At 71.9% G+C, this 18,118-nt stretch carries 15 protein-coding genes and 1 pseudogene; 3 read left to right on the top strand and 13 right to left on the bottom strand.

Features of this window, described 5'->3' with window-relative positions; translation table 11 throughout:
- Positions 1-387: 387 nt before the first annotated feature.
- Complete coding sequence (locus ADK67_RS16210) at positions 388-750, bottom strand: hypothetical protein (protein ID WP_053717269.1); 363 nt, start codon at positions 748-750, stop codon at positions 388-390.
- A 246-nt stretch (positions 751-996) separates the two neighbouring features.
- Between ADK67_RS16210 and ADK67_RS16205 the strand changes: the two genes are divergently transcribed.
- A complete protein-coding gene (locus tag ADK67_RS16205) occupies positions 997-1,860 on the top strand; it encodes an SDR family NAD(P)-dependent oxidoreductase (protein ID WP_053717268.1) in 864 nt (287 codons plus the stop codon).
- A 67-nt stretch (positions 1,861-1,927) separates the two neighbouring features.
- Here ADK67_RS16205 and ADK67_RS16200 read toward each other — a convergent pair whose 3' ends face one another.
- The 8 genes from ADK67_RS16200 to ADK67_RS16165 all read right to left on the bottom strand — a co-directional run bounded on the left by ADK67_RS16200 (position 1,928) and on the right by ADK67_RS16165 (position 11,622).
- The gene (locus ADK67_RS16200; protein ID WP_053717267.1) at positions 1,928-3,403 is read right to left on the bottom strand and encodes a sensor histidine kinase; all 1,476 of its coding nucleotides are present in this window, start codon (positions 3,401-3,403) and stop codon (positions 1,928-1,930) included.
- Positions 3,400-4,086 carry a response regulator transcription factor gene (locus ADK67_RS16195; RefSeq protein ID WP_053717266.1) on the bottom strand — a complete coding sequence of 229 codons (687 nt, stop codon included), beginning with the start codon at positions 4,084-4,086 and terminating at the stop codon, positions 3,400-3,402. Before ADK67_RS16195 ends, ADK67_RS16200 begins: the two co-directional genes overlap by 4 nt.
- Before the next feature lie 211 nt (positions 4,087-4,297).
- The gene (locus ADK67_RS16190) at positions 4,298-4,555 is read right to left on the bottom strand and encodes an acyl carrier protein (protein ID WP_053717265.1); all 258 of its coding nucleotides are present in this window, start codon (positions 4,553-4,555) and stop codon (positions 4,298-4,300) included.
- Positions 4,552-6,021 (bottom strand): condensation domain-containing protein, encoded by a 1,470-nt coding sequence (locus tag ADK67_RS16185; RefSeq protein WP_053717264.1) that lies wholly within the window; start codon positions 6,019-6,021, stop codon positions 4,552-4,554. Before ADK67_RS16185 ends, ADK67_RS16190 begins: the two co-directional genes overlap by 4 nt.
- A 174-nt stretch (positions 6,022-6,195) precedes the next feature.
- Positions 6,196-7,980: an ABC transporter ATP-binding protein gene (locus tag ADK67_RS16180; RefSeq protein WP_053717263.1), complete on the bottom strand. Its 1,785-nt coding sequence runs from the start codon at positions 7,978-7,980 to the stop codon at positions 6,196-6,198.
- A complete protein-coding gene (locus tag ADK67_RS16175) occupies positions 7,977-9,839 on the bottom strand; it encodes an ABC transporter ATP-binding protein (protein WP_053717334.1) in 1,863 nt (620 codons plus the stop codon). Before ADK67_RS16175 ends, ADK67_RS16180 begins: the two co-directional genes overlap by 4 nt.
- Before the next feature lie 9 nt (positions 9,840-9,848).
- The gene (locus ADK67_RS16170; RefSeq protein ID WP_053717262.1) at positions 9,849-10,754 is read right to left on the bottom strand and encodes a glycosyltransferase family 2 protein; all 906 of its coding nucleotides are present in this window, start codon (positions 10,752-10,754) and stop codon (positions 9,849-9,851) included.
- A gap of 196 nt (positions 10,755-10,950) precedes the next feature.
- Positions 10,951-11,622, bottom strand: coding sequence for a DNA alkylation repair protein (locus ADK67_RS16165; RefSeq protein WP_053717261.1), 672 nt, complete (start codon positions 11,620-11,622; stop codon positions 10,951-10,953).
- A 97-nt stretch (positions 11,623-11,719) separates the two neighbouring features.
- Here ADK67_RS16165 and ADK67_RS16160 point away from each other — a divergent pair, with 97 nt between their 5' ends.
- The gene (locus ADK67_RS16160; protein ID WP_231648212.1) at positions 11,720-12,736 is read left to right on the top strand and encodes a LacI family DNA-binding transcriptional regulator; all 1,017 of its coding nucleotides are present in this window, start codon (positions 11,720-11,722) and stop codon (positions 12,734-12,736) included.
- A 6-nt stretch (positions 12,737-12,742) separates the two neighbouring features.
- Here ADK67_RS16160 and ADK67_RS16155 read toward each other — a convergent pair whose 3' ends face one another.
- The 4 genes from ADK67_RS16155 to ADK67_RS16140 form a co-directional block, all read right to left on the bottom strand.
- Positions 12,743-15,142 (bottom strand): glycoside hydrolase family 9 protein, encoded by a 2,400-nt coding sequence (locus tag ADK67_RS16155; protein WP_231648211.1) that lies wholly within the window; start codon positions 15,140-15,142, stop codon positions 12,743-12,745.
- Positions 15,143-15,359: 217 nt separating this feature from the next.
- The gene (locus ADK67_RS16150) at positions 15,360-16,292 is read right to left on the bottom strand and encodes a PDR/VanB family oxidoreductase (protein ID WP_053717258.1); all 933 of its coding nucleotides are present in this window, start codon (positions 16,290-16,292) and stop codon (positions 15,360-15,362) included.
- Between the two features lie 12 nt (positions 16,293-16,304).
- The gene (locus tag ADK67_RS16145) at positions 16,305-16,529 is read right to left on the bottom strand and encodes a hypothetical protein (RefSeq protein ID WP_053717257.1); all 225 of its coding nucleotides are present in this window, start codon (positions 16,527-16,529) and stop codon (positions 16,305-16,307) included.
- Positions 16,526-17,578: an aromatic ring-hydroxylating dioxygenase subunit alpha gene (locus ADK67_RS16140; protein ID WP_053717256.1), complete on the bottom strand. Its 1,053-nt coding sequence runs from the start codon at positions 17,576-17,578 to the stop codon at positions 16,526-16,528. The genes ADK67_RS16145 and ADK67_RS16140 overlap by 4 nt, the downstream gene beginning before the upstream one ends.
- A gap of 177 nt (positions 17,579-17,755) precedes the next feature.
- Here ADK67_RS16140 and ADK67_RS16135 point away from each other — a divergent pair.
- Positions 17,756-18,118, top strand: a pseudogene (locus tag ADK67_RS16135) (PaaX family transcriptional regulator C-terminal domain-containing protein); the annotation flags it as partial.

The following is an 18,118-nucleotide window of genomic DNA, read 5'->3' as shown; positions in this document are numbered from 1 at the left end:
GCCCAGCACCGGCCGTGGGCCCACGACAAGGTCTCGCCGCCGCCCGGTCAAACGAGTGGGTGTCCCGCCGGCCACATCAGCGGTGTCGCCGGCGGGCCGCATCAGCGGGTGCCTTGGCCTGGCCACCCCAACGGGTGAGGCGGAGGACACTCCGGATCGGGAACAGCAGGCCGGGTGAGGCCGTTGTACGGGGTGGTCGGTGCGGTCCGTGTCCCCCGGGCCTCACCTCACTGCCTTCGCGGAACACCGTTCGGCTGGAGCCGCGTCGAGCCACTCGCCGAGAGGCGACCGCCGCGCCGACCCTCGAACCAGCCTCCGGCCGCTGCTTTCCCCCGGCGCGGCCGGAGGCTGCCTTCCTCCGCACAGGGCCACACAGGTCAGCACAGGTCAGCCGGCCGGCGGCGTCCTGGCCCGCTCGAACGCCTCGATGTACTTGGGCAGCTCGTCCGACGCCCGCCGCAGCCTGCCCCCGCTGACCTGCTCGTGGAACGCCGCGTCCACGACGGCGTCCGCCACGTCCGGGTGGATCCGGCCCAGGGCGTCCAGCGAGGAACCCCGCAGCAGGTCGACCAGCCGCAGGCGGCCGGTCACGGCGTCCAGCGTGTCCCGCAGCCCGGCGATGATCCGGCCCGCCTCCGCCCACTCCACGACGAGCACGCCGTCGGCGGCCAGCCGGAGGAACAGGTCACCGGCGAACTCGCGGTCGGTCGCGTCCCCGTGGTCGACCGCGCGGTGCGGGCGTGGGGTCATGGTCCGCCTCCTTGCTCCGAAGGTCTCGTTCAAGCGGAGCACAGCACCCCGCGTCCGGGGACCGATCCGGCAAGCATGTGCCCGCCCGGACCTCTCCCCTGCCCGCACGTGCGGCAGCCGTCGCGGTGCTCGCGAGGTCGGACGCCCGGCGGCTTATGGCGCGCGTCACGTCGAAGAGCTGTCACAGGAGTCCGGTCAGCGGTGCCTGGTGCCCGACAGTCCACGACAGCAGAACGGAACGACATCATGGGCAAGATCTGGTTCGTCACCGGTTCGTCGCGCGGCCTCGGCCGCAGTTTCGTCGAGGCCGCCCTGTCCCGCGGCGACGAGGTGGCCTCGACGGCCCGGCACGCCGGGAGCCTGGACGACCTGGTCGCGACCTACGGCGACGCGGTGCTCCCGCTCGAGGTGGATGTGACCGACAAGGCCGCCGTCTTCGAGGGCGTGCAGCGGGCGGCCGGGCACTTCGGCCGCCTCGACGTCGTCGTGAACAACGCGGGCTACGCGCAGATCGGCGCGATCGAGGAGCTGACCGAGCGGGACCTGCGCGACCAGCTGGAGACCAACCTGTTCGGCGCGCTGTGGGTCGTCCAGGCCGCCCTGCCCTACCTGCGCGAGCAGGGCTCGGGGCACATCGTCCAGCTGTCGTCGGCGGCCGGGCTCGTCGCGATGCCCCTCGGCGGCGCGTACCACGTGTCCAAGTGGGCCGTCGAAGCCCTGAACGACTCCCTCGCCCAGGAGGTCGCCGAGTTCGGCATCAAGGTGACCGTGGTCGAGCCGGGCGGCTTCGCCACCAGGGACGGCAAGAACCCCGACCCGTTCGCCAACGGCCACATGGCCGAGACCAGCCCGGTCTACGACGGTCTCCGCCGCCGGCTCGCCGGTGTGATGACGAAGCAGCCCGCCGGCGACCCGGCCGCCGCCGCTCAGGCGCTGCTCAAGCTCGTCGACGCCGACAACCCGCCCCTGCGGGTGCTCTTCGGCCAGGGCTTCTACCCCATGATCCGGCAGGTCTACGCCGACCGGCTCCAGACGTGGGCCGACTGGCAGGACCTCTCGGCCGAGGCGCACGGCGACCTCGGCCGAACCGCCGGCGCACCTTCGGCCTGACCACTCCAAGCCACCCGTCGGCCGTGATCGGCCAGCCTGGATTACGGCCTGCCGTGCGCCTGAGCCGTCACGGACTGGCCGGGTGACCCGCGCCGGTCGCCAGCGGCAGGGTGGCCACGAGCCGTGCCCCGCCCGTGTCCGGGTCGGCGGCATCGAGGGTGCCCGCGTGGGTGGTGGCGATGCGGCGGGCGATGGCCAGGCCGAGCCCGGTGCCGCCCGTGTCGCGGGTGCGGGCGCGGTCGAGGCGGGTGAAGCGGTCGAAGACGCGGTCGCGGTCTTCGGGTGGGATGCCGGGTCCGTCGTCGAGCACTTCGAGGATCACGTGGTGCGCCGTGGTGGTCAGGCGGACGGTGATCCCGGTGGCGGCGTGGAGTTCGGCGTTGTCGAGCAGGTTGCCCAGCAGGCGGTCGAGCAGGGCGCGCCGGCCGCGCACCGGAGCAGGCCGGTCGGGCAGGTCGACGGTCAGCGCGTGCCCGGTGCGGCGGTCTGCCGTGTGGTCGCGGACGAGCGCGGTGACGTCGACGACGGCGTCGCCCTCGGTCGTGGTGTGGTCGAGGCGGGCGAGCAGGAGCAGGTCGGTGGCCAGGTGTTGCAGGCGGTGGGTGTCGGCCAGCGCGGCGTCGACGACGGCGGGCCAGTCGGTCAGGCCGGGGTGCGCGGTGGCGATCTCCAGCTCGGCGCGCAGTGCCGCGATGGGGCTGCGCAGTTCGTGGGAGGCGTCGGCGACGAAGCGCCGGTTGTCCTCCACGGCGACCTCCAACCGGTCCAGCGTGGCGTTGACCGCGGTGGCCAGCTCGGCGATCTCGTGCCGACCGCGGGGCACCGGCACGCGGCGGCTCAGGTCGTGCTCGGTGATGTCGGCCATCTCGCGGCGGATCGCCACCACGGGCCGCAACACCCGACCCGTCGCCACCCACACCACCACGGCGAACAACGCGATCAACAGCAGCGCGCCGCCCACCAGTTGGAGCACCCGGGCGTTGAGGGACCGCTGAGTCTGCGCGAGCCGTTCCCGCAACTCCCTGGTCTCGGGTGGCATGTCCGTTCTCACGTCGTCGAGGGCCTTGGGGTCGACGCGCTCGATGGTGTCCGGCAGCGGCATCGGGCCGAGCGCGCCGTCCGAAGCCAGCACTTTCACGTGACTGATGGCGTAGGGATCCGTGAAGGGCCACAACGACAACTGCGGTATGGACACGACATCGCTGTAGGTCGCGCTGAGGTAGATGGTCCCGTTCGACTCCGTGATGGCGCCCGTGGTGAGGTCCCGGACCTTCAGCGGACCCATTTCCACCCGGCTGACGTCATCGACGCACTGCCGGTGGTGGACCGGTTCCCGCCGAACCTGCCCGGGTTCCTTCGTCGCGCCGTTCGGTTCGGAGAACGCGCCGACGCACATGACCGTGACCCGGGACGGCGCGGCCTCCAAGGCCATGGCCTGGTCCTTGAGGGAGACGGCGGCGAGCGCCGCCACCGCGACCACCGGCACGGCGACCACCGCGGTGGCGATCAGGGTGATCCGCGTGCGCAGCGAACGGCGGTTCACGTGGACGTCCCTTCGCGACCGTCCACGCGGTACCCGAGGCCGCGGACGGTGGTGATGGTGTGCCGGCGGAACGGGGCGTCGATCTTGCGGCGCAGCGCGCTGACGTAGACCTCGACCAGGTTCGGCTCGGGGTCGCGGGCCTCGTCCCACACGCCGGCGATGATCTCGGCCTTCGTCACCACCTGGTCACGGCGGCGCAGCAGGAACTCCAGCACCGCGAACTCCTTGACGGTGAGGCCGATCGGCGTGTCACCGCGGCGGCAGGTCCGGGCGGCCGGGTCCAGCTCCAGGTCACCCAGCCGCAGCACCGCGGGCCGCGGCGTGCCGCCCCGCCGCGCCAACGCCCGCAACCGGGCCACCAGCACCAGGTAGGAGAACGGCTTGGTGAGGTAGTCGTCCGCGCCGGTGTCCAGCCCTTCGGTCTCGTCCAGCTCGCCGTCCTTGGCGGTGAGCATCAGGATCGGCGTCCAATTCCCCGCGGACCGCAATTGCGCGCACACCCGATAGCCGTTCAAACCCGGCAGCATCACGTCCAGCACGATCACGTCATACGCGTGTTCGGTCGCCCGCCACAACCCGTCCCGACCGTCGTGCTCCACGTCGACGACGAAATTCTCCGCGGTCAGTCCACGCACGAGCAGACCGGCCATGCGCCGATCGTCCTCCACCACCAGAACCCGCATGCCGGCAACTATGCCGCACCGCCGACGGGGTTGTCCTGAAATCGCCTTCAGGGAACTTCAGGGTGGTTTCAGGTCCAGTCGGACACAATGACCGCAATACGACGGAATGGGAATTCGAAACGTGGCGGTCAATGCCCGCGGGGAAATCGACGCCGGGCAGGTGCACCGGCCTACGTCACCGGTTGACGCCGCCCTCGGGCGTGGTTCGACGTCACCGGCCGGGTTCCGCGGACCGCTGCGCGAGCTTCGCCTCCACCGTGGCCACCAAGTCCGGGATCGTGTGCCACTGGGTGACCTCGTGCTCGCTGATCCGGACGCCGAGTTCCTGGCCCACCGCCTCGATCAGCTCGACCACGGTCAGCGAGTCGATGTTCAGGTCGGCCAGCGTCGCGCCGGGTTTCATGTCCTCGGGGCGAATCCTGAACTCGCCCGTCAGGATGGAACCCACGACCGCCTTGGCGGAACTCATACCGTCTCTCCCTCTGTCCTCATCAGGTAGTCACCGGTCTTCACCACGCTGTGGAGCACGTCCCGCACCCGGTCGAGGTAGCAGGCGACGCTCGCGCCGGCCGCCTCGGTGTCGGGATAGCGCGCCGTCAGCCACAACCCCTCGTACGTCCGATGGGTCCAGATGTTCACCTTGCTGCCGCTGGTCCCGATCCGGACCAGGGGCCGGGCGTCCCATTCGGACCACCGCTGGAAACCCGGTACCGCGCGCATGTCGGCGAACGACACGAACGGGAACACCTCGGGCATCCGGCGCTCCAGCTCGCGGTCGATCCCGAGGACTTCCGCGACCTTCGCGATCGGCACGCGGCTCAGGCGCAGCGCGGTCCTCGCGGCCCGGTGCGCGCCCGGCACCACGCCGAGGAAGCTGTCCGCCGCGCCCACGTCGAACTCGATCGGGCCCACGCCGATGTACCAGCCCATCGACCGCAGCCACTCCCGACCGGTGCGGGTCGTCGCCGGCATCACGGTCCGGTAGACCGGCTCGCCCGTGATCTCGTGGGTGACGACCGCCAAGGCGGTGAGCAGACCGGCGAGGAACCCGCCGCCCACGTCGCGGCAGGCGTCCTCGACCGCGTCGGCCTCGGACGCGTCCAGCAGCCGCACGTCCTGCTTCGCGTGCGGCAGCACGGCTCCGTCCGCCACGCCGAGGTCGAGCGGGAACCGCTGCAGCCGCTCGCCGCCGGCCGCGAGGAACCGACCCCAGTGCCCGACGGCCGGGTGGTCGGCGTCGACCAGCTCGGCGGCGGCCCGCTCGGCCACGCCGAAGTCCACGTAGCTGCCGACGTCCTGGTGCTCGACCGGGCGCTCCGCGACCACGGCGGCGTACAGCTCCTGCCACTCGCCGACGGCGGTCATGACGGAGAACCCGTCGGTGTGCGCGTGGTCCAGCCCCACGATCACCGTCGTGGAGTCCGCGCGCTCCACCGTCTCCACCACGTAGCTGGGCCAGCGGAACGCGCCCGTCGCGTCGTCGAGCCGATCCTGGAGACAACCGGCGAGGTCGTCACCGCTCGCGAAGTCGCCCACGACGACGTCCCGCACGGACACCGCGTCCGGGTCGACGGTGAACCGCTCCGTCCCGGCGCTCGCCACGCGGAACCCGCTGCGCAACGTCTCGTGCCGCTCGGCCCACGCCCGCAGCGTCTCGCGGAACGCCTCGACGTCCAACGGCCCGGCCAGCTCGAACCGGAAGCCCATCCACAGTGGAAGGACGTCTCCGCGGCCGGCGAGCGCGGAGACGTACTTCAGGTGCCATTCCTGGTTGTACGACAGAGGCGTGCCGTGCTCGACCGACCTCGCCGCCTCCTGAAAGGACGCCGCATCCAGGGACCACTCCCTGAGCCGACCTGGACGTACGCGGTACTCAGAGAGCGTCGCCATCAGCATGCCCTTGATCAGCTCCCTTTGGTGGCTGGTGAAGGGCACAGCTTTCACCGTGGTGTTACGGGCGTCGATCCCCCGCGAGCGTGACTGGCCCGCACTTCCGAGTGATCACGGACGGTCACCGTCGCTTGAGGACGGTGGGTCCGGCCGACGACTTCGCCGTCACGTGCCGCAGCGGTCGTTGTACCGGTGCGAGTTCATCCGGTCGGTCACCGCTCAGCCGTACGCCTTCGCCTGGAGCGCGAACAACTCCGCGTACAGGCCCCCGCGTGCGGTGAGCGTGGCGTGGTCGCCCGTCTCCACCACCCGGCCGTCGCCGACCACGATGATCAGGTCGGCCGAGCGGACCGTGGAGAACCGGTGGGACACGAAGACGGTGATGCCGCCGGTCCTGTGGGCGACCCGTTTCGCGTGGTCGGCGTAGCGCTGGAACAGGACGTGCTCGGCCTCCGGGTCCAACGCCGACGTCGGCTCGTCCAGGACGAGGAGCAGCGGGGACTCCCGCATCATGGCCCGGCCCAGCGCCAGCTTCTGCCACTGGCCGCCGGACAGCTCCGCGCCGTCGGCGTAGCTCTTGCCCAGCCGGGTGCGCAGGCCGTCGGGCAGGTCGTCCAGCACCCCGGTGGCGTTGGCGCGCTCCAACGCCGCGCGGACGGCCGGTTCCGACGACAGCCGGGGCACGTCGCCGAGGCCGACCACGTGCTGCGCCGCGAACTCGTACCGGACGAAGTCCTGGAAGCCGGCGGCGATCCGAGTGCGCCACTCGTCCACCGGCATGTCGCCCAGGTCCGCTCCGTCGACCAGGATCCGCCCCGCGGACGGCCGGTAGAACCCGCAGAGCAACTTGACCAGGGTCGACTTGCCCGCGCCGTTCTCGCCGACGATCGCGACCGTCGCGCCGGCCGGCAGGTGGAGGTCGACCTCGCGCAGCACGGGGACGTCGGTGCCCGGGTACGTGAACGCCACCCCGGCGAGGTCGATCCCGTCGTGCAGCCTCACGGGCGGCGAGTGGCGGGGAGGCGCCGGATCGGCCCCGGTCACCGACGCGGCGACCTCGGTGAGGCGCCGGTACGCGCCCGCCATCCGCTGCAGGTCCTGCAAGAGCGTGACGGCCGTGGCGACCTGCTGGTTGACCTGGGCGGCGAGCACGATCACCAGCACGACGTCGCCGACGCCACGCCGGCCGGCTATCGCGTCCCGCACCACCAGCAGCACGCCCGCGATGTACGCGAGCGCGAAGACGACCTGGCCCGCCGCGCGTATCCACGTCGCGGTCAGGTGTGCCCGCCACAAGCCATTCGTCGTCTTCTCCCACAGCCGGTGGTGCCTGGCCCGCAGTTCGTCCTGTACCCCGGACACCCGCAGCTCGCCGGCCAGTCGGGCGGACGTGGCCAGGTGGAACAGGTTGAGCGCGGCCCTGGTCGACTCGGCGGTCGCGGTCCTGGCCCGGTCGAGCACCCGTTCGGCGGCGCGACCGGCGAGCAGGGGCGGCACGGCGGCGACCGGGAGCAGGAGCAGCAACGGGTTCTGCACGGCCAGCAGGACCGCGGTGAGCACCACGGCGAGGACGAGGCCGACACCGTTGAGCAGCGCTTCGAGACCGGTCCGGAACTGCCTGCCCTCCTGCCGCAGCACGGTCCACGTGTCGGCGTCCTCGGCCCGTTCGTGGTGCTCGATGCCTGCCGAGCCGTTCGACACCTCGATCACGCGCTCGTCGAAGTCCAGCTCGGCCAGCTCGGAGAGCTCGTAGTAGGCCAGGTGGGCGAAGTGCCCGAGGGCCAGCGCCAGCACCGCCAGCACCGCCACGGTCACGCCGGCGAGCACCGCTCGTGCCGGGACGCCCGCGACCACCTCGCGGGTCATCCACCCGAGCGCGGCGGCCAGCAGCGGCGCGGCGACGGCGCCGGCCGTCATCAGGACCACCGCCAGCGCGGTCTTGCGCCGGTTCAACCGCCACGCCGTCGCGATCATCGTCCACGCGCCGGACAGGAGCACCTTCACCCCGCCGCTCCCCCGACCGCGTCCGCGAACCGGTCGGCCTGCAACCGGAACAGCGCCGCGTAACGCCCGTCGAGGGCCAGCAGCTCCGCGTGGCCGCCCTGCTCGGTGACCCGGCCGTGCTCCAGCACGACGATGCGGTCGGCGTGCCGCACGGTCGAGAACCGGTGGGAGATCAGCAGGGTGGTGGCGCCCTCGGCGAGGCCGGTGAACTCCTCGAAGAATCCGGTCTCCGCGCGCACGTCCAGGCTCGCCGTCGGTTCGTCCAGCACCACGACCCGCGCGCCGTGGCGCAGCGCGAACAACGCCCTCGCCAGCGCGACGCGCTGCCACTGGCCGCCGGACAGCTCCGCTCCGCCGGTGAGGTGCCGCGCCAACGGCGTGTCGAGCCCGAGGGGCAGCCGGGCCACGGCCTCCGCGAGGCCCACCGAGTCGACCACCTCGCGGATCGTCTCCCGGTCGTCGAGGAAGCCGACGGCGCCGAGCCCGACGTTGTCCGCGACGGACGACTCGTACCGCACGAAGTCCTGGAAGATCACGCTGAGCCGGGCGCGCCACTCGTCGACCGGGAACGCGCGGATGTCGACGCCCTCCAGCGTGATCCGGCCCGCGGTCGGCTCGTACAGCCGGGCGAGCAGCTTGACGAGCGTGGTCTTGCCCGCGCCGTTCACGCCGACGATCGCCGTGCAGCGGCCGACGGGGATCGTCAGGTCCAGCCCGTCGAAGATCATGCGCTCCTGGCCGGGGTAGCCGAAGCCCACCTGCTCGAACCGGATGACGCCGACTGGCTCGGGCACGGTCGGCCGCCGCACGGGGCCGGGGTCTCCGTCGTGGGCGTCCACGTGGTCGGCGAACCGCCGCACCGCGTCGTAGGCCCTCATGCCGATCGCGGTCGGCAGGTCCGCCTCCGGGTAGTGCTCGGCCAGCCGCAGCAGGCCCAGCGTCGCCGTCACGACGAGGACGAACCCGGTGAGCGTCAGCTCGCGCGCCGTCGCGCCGACCACCGCGAACACCGCGCCCGAGACCGTGAGGGCGGCGATCGAGAACCAGACGAACGGCCACAGGTAGATGCCGCGGCGTTCGGCCCAGAGGGGTTCGAGGAAGCGGAGGTAGGTGTCGCGCAGGCGTTGCCGCAGCCAGCCGGCCAGGCCGAAGACCCGGATCTCCTTGCCCGCGGCGGCTCCGCCGGCCAGCTCGCGCAGGTAGTCGATCTCGCGCTGGTCGGCGGCCAGCCGGGCCCGCGTCCTGGCGTAACGCCGCAGCCCGCCGCGCTGGCCGTGCCGGAACAGCAGCACGGTGGAGACCAGCGCCGCCGCGGCCGGCCACGAGAACACCACGCCCACCGCGACGGCGCAGCCGGTCAGTTCGGTGTACCGCGCGATCAGCGCGAGCAGGCCGGTGGCCGCCCGGCCGGGGCTCTGCACGCCGAACTCCACCTCCCGCGCGGCCGTTCGGAGCGCGTCGAGGGCCCGCTGGTCCTCCAGCGGCCCGAGGCCGGGGCTGCGCAGCGAAGCGGCCATCAGCTCGTCGAACACCCGGCCGTCGATGCGGCGCGTCACCAGCTCCCCCATGGCCCGCTCCACCGGGGAGATCAGCTGCCTGGCCACGAACGCGCCCGCCGCGACGCCGAACACCGCGACCAGCGACTCCCACGCGCCGGAGGCCAACCCCGCGTCGACGGCCGCCGGCACCCGGCCGAGCACCATCGCGGTGGCCACCGTGAACACCACCGGCAGGCACCCGAGCAGGAGGTTGACCCCGACCAGGGCGGTGACGAGCCCGCGGCCCGCGCCGGGCAGCAGCCGAACGATGGCCCGCCGTGCCGCGAACTGCTCGCGCGCGACGCCGACCAGGTTCCCCACGCCCGCCACCTACCCGGCGGTCGGGTAGTCGGCGCAGCGGGGCAGTCCGCGTTCCTCGACGACGTCGTTGAACACCGAGAATCGGATCGCGGGTTGCTCGATGAGCAGCCGGGTGATCGGCGTCCGGTACTTCTCCGCGATGTAGCGGTAGTTCTCCAGGGCCGACCTGGTGTTGTCGCCGTGGTCCTTGTCGTGCGGGTAGTGGATGGCGCTCGCCTCGCGACTCACGCCGAAGCGGGCGCCGTCGCGGTGCAGCCGGTAGGCGAGGTCTAGGTCCTCGCCGCCCCACTGCCGGAACTCCTCGTCGTACAGGCCGATCGCGCGCACCTGCTCCGTCCGCGCCGACGCGTGGCAGGTCCAGTACATCAGCCACGGCGCGGGGAGGTGGCCGAAGTCGTCGGAGTACTTGGCGTAGAACGGTTCCCGCACGTCCGGCCACGCCTGCGTGCGCGCCATGGTGGCGATGGAGCCGTCGACGTCCTCGACGTCGACGACCTTGCGGATCAGCTGGGCGTCCTCGTTGTCGAGGTTGAAGCAGTACACGTAACCGTTGAGCGCCAACGGTTCCGCGGCGGCGTCGTGCGCGGCGACGTGCGCGCTCAGGCTCCCGGAGTGCAGCAGCACGCCGGAGTCGACGAAGACGCAGATGTCGCCGCCGGCGTGCCGGATGCCGACGTTGCGCGCCTTGGCCACCCGGTAGCCCTCGTCGGGCTGGTAGAAGTACCGCAGGTCCAACCGGTCCTCGAAGCCCCGCACCGCGTCCGCCGTGCCGTCGCTGGAGCCGTCGTCGACGACCAGCACCTCGAACCGGTCCCGGGGCAGGTCCTGCTTGGCGAGCGAGTCGAGCGTGAGTTCGAGCAGCCGTCTCCTGTTGTAGGTCGGGACGATAACCGTGCAGCGCAGTGAGCTACCCACGAGAGGCTCTCCTTGTAGAGGTCCCGCCAAGGCCGTCAGGGGCCGGTCAGGGATCCGGCGAGGCCGTGACGAAGATCCACGCTCCCGGGTGAGTCCCCGCCGATCACCGCGCAAGTCTGCCGAGGTCCGCGAGCACCGGTCAACACCGCGCACGAAGTCACGCGGGCACGTGCCCGCCCGGCGCGGGCGTCGTCGCCTATTGGTCGTGCTGTCGGCGCACCATCTCGGCGATCCAGACTGGCGCGAACGGCGACGTGCAGTTCGGCGGAGTGGGGTAGTCCTTGAGCACCTCCAGGCGCTCGCCGATGTCGATCGCGCGGGCGCGGTGCTCCGGGTGGTCGATCCCGATCTGGGCCAGGCAGTGGTTCATCGCCCACTGCAGGCGGTCGGGGGCGTCGCGCATCTCGGCCTCGATGACGTCGAGCAGCGCCGCGAGGTCGGGGCCCTCGGGCTTCTTCGCCACGCGTTCGGTGGTCAGCGCCCAGCCCGCGCTCGCCACTACCGGGTCCGGGTCGGCGGACCAGGCGACCCGCAGCTCTTCGGCGCACGGGTGCTTCTTCACCACGTAGTTCACCAGCCAGTCGTGCACCTTGGGCGTGCGCGCCTCGCGCAGCATGGCGTCCAGCTCGTCGCGCTCGAACGCCTTCGGGCGGCAGACCAGGATCGCCAGCAGCCTCGCCGCGGTGTCGCCGGTCTCCCACAGCCGGCGCGCCAGGTCCTGCTGCGTCTTCAGCCGCTTCGCGAGCGCGCGCAGCTTGCCGAGGTTCACGCCGTGGTCGTCGCCGTGCTTCTCGTTCACCTCGCGCGCCCGCGGGTCTTCGAGCGCGGACAGCTCGGCCATCACCTCGGCCACCGTCGTCCCGGCCATCTCGACTCCTGTCCCTCACCGGTGGGACAGCCTACGAGGTAACCGCTGGTCGCGCCGACGACCAGCCGCCCGCACCGGTTCGCGTAGGCTTCGCTCCGTGGCTGTGGATGGGCGCGCGGGCGGTGAGGTGCGGGTTTCCCGGATCGCGGACCTGGCCGGGGTGTCCGCCTCGACCGTGTCGAAGGTGATCCACGGGCGGCCCGGGGTGTCCGACGGCACGCGCAGGCGCATCGAGGAGCTGATCCGCGAGCACGGCTTCCAGAAGAACGAGAAGACCGAGGCGGTGCCGATCGTCGAGGTGGTCTTCCAGTCGTTGGACAGCCTGTGGGCGTTGGAGATCATCCGCGGTGTCGAGGAGGCGGTCCGCCCGGACGGGCTGGCGGTGACGCTGACCGAGATGCAGGGCGGTCACACCCCGGAGAGCGCGTGGGCGCGGCAGATGCTGGCCCGCCGGCCGGTCGGGGTCATCGCGGTCTCCGCCGAGTTCAGCGAGGCCCAGCTGGCCCAGCTCGGCAGCCGCGCCATCCCGCTGGTCGCGCTCGACCCCACCGGCGAGCCGACCCACCCGATCCCGTCGGTCGGCGCGACGAACTGGAACGGCGGCCTGGTCGCCACCCGGCACCTGGTCGGGCTCGGCCACCGCCGCATCGCCATGGTCAACGGCCCGTCCGAGTTCCTGTGCTGCCGCGCCCGCCTGGACGGCTACCGCGCCGCCCTCGACGCCGCCGGCGTGCCGCAGGACCGCAAGCTCGTGCGGACCGCGCCGTTCTACCACGACGGCGGCCGTGACGCCGCGCGCGAGCTGCTGCGCCTGCCCGACCGGCCCACCGCCGTCTTCGCCGCCAACGACCTGCAGGCCCTCGGTGTCTACGACGCCGCGCGCGAGGCGGGGCTGCGCGTCCCGCACGACCTGAGCGTCGTCGGCTTCGACGACCTGGCGTTCACCCAGTGGTCCGATCCCCCGCTGACCACCGTGCGGCAGCCGTTGCGGCGGATGGGCGCGGAGGCCGCCGGGATGCTGCTGACCCTGGCGGCGGGCGGTGAGCCGGACAACGACCGCGTCGAGTTGCCGACGAAGCTCGTCGTCCGGGGCAGCACCGCGCCGCCGCCGTGACGGGGGTCAGCCCGCGCAGGTGTAGCCGGACGGCATCGCGCTGTTGCCGTTGGGGCGTGACGCCTGGAAGCCGAACTCGGCCGTCGCCCCCGGTTCCAGCGGGCGGATGGCCCGCGCGGTCACGGTCTGGCCGTTGGTGATCACCGTCGCGTTCCACGACCCGGGGATCGAGTGCCCGGACGGCAGGGTGAACGTCACGACCCAAGTGATCGTCGACGTCCCGGTGTTGGTGACCCGCACCGGTTGCACGACGTAGCCGGTGCCCCACTGGCTCTGGACCGTGGCGGCGACCGTGCAGCCGGCACCGCCGCCCGGCACGGTCACCGGGACCGCCGACGACACGGGTGACGTGTTGCCCGCCGCGTCCCGTGCCCGCACCTGGTACCGGTAGGTGCCCGCGCCGAGGCCGCTGTCGGTGTGGGACGTGCCCGACGCCGTGGCGACCTGCGTGAACGACCCGGACGTGCCGGTGGCGCGCAGGACGTCGTAGCCGGTCACGCCCACGTCGTCGGTCGAGGCGGCCCACGACAGCGTCACCGCGCCGCCCGACGCCGACGCGGTCAGGCCCGACGGCGTGCTCGGAGCGGTCGTGTCCGCCGGGGAGCCCGGCCCCGCCTTCTCCGCCGCCCACGCCGACAGCCACGCCAGCGCGGAGTTCCAGTTCAACGCCACCTCGTTGACCGACCAGGCGTTGATGTCGTCCAGGTAGCACTTCTGCGGCTTGCAGCCCGCCAACTGCTGCTGCGCCACCGGGTCCTGCAGGTCGACGTTGGGGCCGCCCGCCAGCAACCCCGCCGGCGGGATCGGCAGCGACGGGTTCAGCTGGTTGGCCCAGAAGCGGTGGTGGGAGTTGCGGGTGGCGCGCTCGCCGTACCCCGTCACGTAGGAGTGGTTGAACGGGTTGCGCCCGAACAGGTAGTCCAGCGCCTGGTACACCCCGGTCCGGTACTTGGCCTGGCCGGTGAAGTCGTGCGCGAGCGCCAGCACGTTCGCCGCGTTGGCGACCACGCCGTTGGAACCCCAGTAGTAGCCGCTCGCCGGCGCCGGGTAGCCCTGCGTCGCCGCCTGGTTGAGCAGCCGGTCGCCGTAGGAGGCGAACGCCGCGCGGGTGGCCGACACGTCCGAGGCCGACAACCCGTTGGGCACCAGCGCCAACGTCGTGTCACCCAGTCCCGCGGTCCACCACCAGTCGAACCCGCCCTGGTCGAACCCCCTGCCCCGGAAGAACGACGACCCGGTCACATCGGCGCGGTAGTTGCCGGCGCCGGTGGTGGTGAACAGCTCCGCCGCGGCCCAGAAGAACTCGTCGGTGACGTTGTTGTCGACGTACGTGCCGCCGCCGTTGCCGTCGTTGGCGTCGGCGTACCGCGTCGGGTTGGCCTTGGCCGCGGTGTAGGCGAGCTGCGCGGCGGTCAGGGCGCGGGAGGCGAAGCCCGCGTCGATGTCCTTCCACACCCGGGCGGCCTGGGCGGCCACGGCGGCGAGGTTGAGGGTGGCGGCGGTCGTGACGGCCGACAGCAGGCGCGGCTCCGGGTCCTGGTCCGGGCGCATCGGCAGGGCGGTCCAGTTCTCGTCGCTGACCTTGTGCCGCACCATGCCCGCGTCCGCACGCCCCTGCGGCACCTGCATCTTCAGCAGGAACTCGACGCCCCACCTGGCCTCGTCGAGGATGTCGGGCACGCCGTTGCCGCGCTCGGGGATCGCGAGCTTGCCGTCGCCCAGGGCCGCCCGGTCCGCGCCGTTCACGTGCAGCGTGCGCTCGTACTCGTTGATCAGCTGCCAGGCGGCGATACCGGTGTTCACGCCGTACTTGCCGTGGTCGCCCGCGTCGTACCAGCCGCCGCGCACGTCGGACGTGTAGCCGCACGACACCCGGCACGGCACCCCGTTGTCGCCCCGGTTCGGGGACGCGTTGAGGTGCCCGGCGGGGCGCGCGTACTGCGAGCCGACGTGCTCGGCCAGGATCGGCGTGCCGCTGCGCTGGTGGTAGAAGAACGCCAGGGCGTCGTAGCGCAGGCGCTTGAGCGGGTCGGCCGAGATGTCGAACGGCGCGCTGTTCGTCCCCGCCACCGACAGCACGTAGCCCGTGCCGGGCGCGTCGAACGACGAGAAGTCGGCGACGTGCACGTTGTCACCGGACAACGAGTCCGCGCCGCGCACGGTGGTCTGACCCGAGGCCACGGTCGCCCCGGCCGCGTTGCGCAGCGTCCACGCCACCGGTGAGCCCGACCCGTTGACCACCGTGGCCTGTTTGGGCAGGCCGGGCACGTAGGCCACCTGGTTGACCTTGACCGCGGGACCGGCGTCGGGAGCCGCCAGTGCCGCGGGCGGTGTCAGGGCGACGGCGGCCAGCGCCAGAGCCGCCGCGACCGCCACCCCCCGACGGAGCTGGTGATGAGTGCGCACGGACAGATCCTCCTTGGATCACGCCGCCACCCTGGCCGACAGTTTCTCGATCCAGAACGACAGTGTTACGGACCGGGAGCGCTCCCAGAAGAACGCCTTCGGCCTTGAATGGTGGCGTACCGGGAGCGATCCGGTCAACGTTCTCTCTGAGTAGCGAAATTTTCGCGAGTGCCGCGTGGTTCGGGGGGATCTTGGACGCGGCGGGTTCACCCACCTCTCACAGGTCGAGGACCAGTCGCGGGCCGCGCGACCGCGACACGCAGATCATCATCACGTCGCACACGGCCTGCTCGTCGGCGCTGAGCACGGAGTCCCGGTGGTCCGGAACGCCTTCCAGCACACCCGTCTCGCACGTGCCGCAGGTGCCCTCCTGGCACGAGGACAGCACGGTGATCCCGGCTTCCTCCACCGCGTGCAGGATCGACTTGTCCGCCGGCACCACCAGCGTCCGGCCCGACCGCGCGAGTTCCACCTCGAACGACGTGCGCTCGCCGTCGACGGCCTTGGGCGTGAAGCGCTCGACGTGCAGCCGAGCGGGTGAGCGCTGTTCGACGGCGGCGAGCAGCGGTTCGGGCCCGCAGCAGTAGACCTCGGCGTCCGGCGCCAGGAACGAGTCCAGGTCCAGCAGCCCGGTCTCGTCCTGGGGTCGCACGACCACCCGGTCGCCGAACCGGTCGCGCAGTTCGTCGGCGAACGCCATGGACGACCGCGTCCGCCCGCCGTACAGCAACCGCCACGACGCGCCACGAGCCTCGACCGCCGCGATCATGGGCACGATCGGCGTGATGCCGATGCCACCCGCGATGAACAGGTAGCGTTCGGCCGCCACCAGCGGGAACTGGTTGCGCGGCCCGCGAACGCGCACCGTGCGCCCCTCGGTGAGCGTCGAGTGCACGTGCCGCGAACCGCCGCGGCCGGCGGGCTCGTGCAGCACCGCCACCTGGAACACCGAGCGGTCCGCCGGGTCGCCGCACAGCGAGTACTGGCGGACGAGGTCGGGCCCCAGCACGAGGTCCACGTGGGCGCCGGGTTCCCAGGCGGGCAGCGGTTCGCCGTCCGGGTGGCGCAGGGTCAGCCGCACGACGCCGTCGGCGACGACCTCCTTGCGCGTCACCAGGACGTCGAACTCCACCCCGGTGGACGCGGGCATCAGGGCTCCTGTTCAGGCATCGGCGCCGACCGGCTCCCGGTCGACCGGCGCAGGCGACCCGGCCGGCGGCGGTTCGTGGCCCTCCGGGTGGGCCAGCAGCCAGTCCCACAGCTCCACCGGGTCTTCCGAGTCGTGCTCGGCCCCGCAGTGGCACACGCCCACCAGCACGTCGGTGCCCAGCTCCCAGTGGATTCGGTAGACCGTGGCGCCGCGCAGCATCGCGACCCGGTCGGTCATGCCGTGACCGCCCTCGCGGGTTCGTCGGCTTCGGCCACCATGCGCTTGAGGATGCGCCGGGCCGCCAGCCCGCCGGTGTCGATGTTGATCGACAGTTCCTGGTAGTCGCGCGGCTCGCCCTGGATCACGCGCTCCAGGATGTCCAGCGCGGTGACGTCCTGGAGGACCACCGTGCGGTTGCTGTCCCGCAGGAAGTCCGACACCTCCTGGTCGTCCAGCGCGAAGTCCCTTGCCACGGCCCAGAAGTCGTGCGTGCTGTGCTCGGTCTCCGGCGTGATGGCGTAGACGACCTCGACGTGGAAGCCGTTCGGGTCCGAGCCGTCGGCCTCGGGCAGCACGCCCACCGGCGCGACGCGGCTGTGCAACAGGTACAGGCACGGCGGGTGGTACTCGATGTCCTGCCAGCGCGTGATCCGGCCGTCGATCCCGGTCGACTTGGCGTAGAACGGCGGGCACGCGGCGTCGGCCATGTGCCGGCTGACGTAGATGATCCTGTTGTCCTCGTCCACCTCGGTGGTGATCGGCGTGTTGGCCACCTCGGGCGTGCCGATGTAGCCGCCGTGCAGGTAGGTCTCGTGCGACAGGTCCATCAGGTTGTCCACCAGCAGCTCGTACCGCGCCGCCAACGGCTCCATCCCGGACACCGTGGTGTAGGCGGGGTCGGCGAGCCACGGCGCGCGGGGGATCAGCGACTCGTCGGCGCGGTCGCGCTCGCCGATCCACACCCAGACGAACGAGTCCTGCTCCACCACGGGGTAGGACGGCACGCGCGCGGTGCGCGGGATCCGCTCCTGCCCCGGCACGAACACGCAGCTGCCCGCCTTGTCGTAGGTGAAGCCGTGGTAGCCGCAGACGATCGTGTCGCCTTCCAGCCTGCTCTCCGAGAGCGGGTAGCGCCGGTGCACGCACCGGTCGGCCAACGCCACCACCTCGCCGGCCTCGCTGCGGTAGAACACCAGCGGCTCGCCCAGGATCGTCCTGGCGAACAGCTCGCGCCCGATCTCGCGGCCGTAGGCCGCCACGTACCAATGGTTCCGCGCGAACGTCATGATTCGGCAACCTCCTGCGGTGGCGTGGTCTGGGTAGTCGGATCCACGAGTCCGGGTTCTGGTGGATCCGCGCTCGAACCGCCTCCCTTGAAGTTAGGCTTATCACTGTCGGCCGTCAAGATTCTGCCTAACGTTGAGAGATGAGGGCCCATGGATGGCACGGGTCACGCTCGCCCGGTGATCTCCCGTGGCGCTCCACCGACCCAGGAAGCGCAGGTCAGACCGCAGTCGCTGATGCTGAGCTTCCTCGGCATCCACGTGCTCGACCGCGACATCGCCGTCTTCTCCGGCAGCGTCATCGACGTCTTCGCCCGCGTCGGCGTCTCCGAGGAAGCCGTCCGCTCCACCCTCACCCGCATGGTCAAACGCGACCTCCTCACCCGCCACCGCGCCGGCCGACGCATGTACTTCGGCCTCACCCCACGCTCCACCGCCGTCCTGCACGACGGCGAACACCGCGTCTGGCACAACGGCGCCCTCAACCACGACTGGAACGGCACCTGGACCCTCGTCGGCTTCTCCGTCCCCGAATCCTGGCGC

It is taken from the genome of Saccharothrix sp. NRRL B-16348 (genome assembly GCF_001280085.1).
Lineage (GTDB): Bacteria > Actinomycetota > Actinomycetes > Mycobacteriales > Pseudonocardiaceae > Actinosynnema.
Note: the sequence above shows the minus strand (reverse complement) of the source record. Positions and strands in the feature narration are given on the sequence as shown.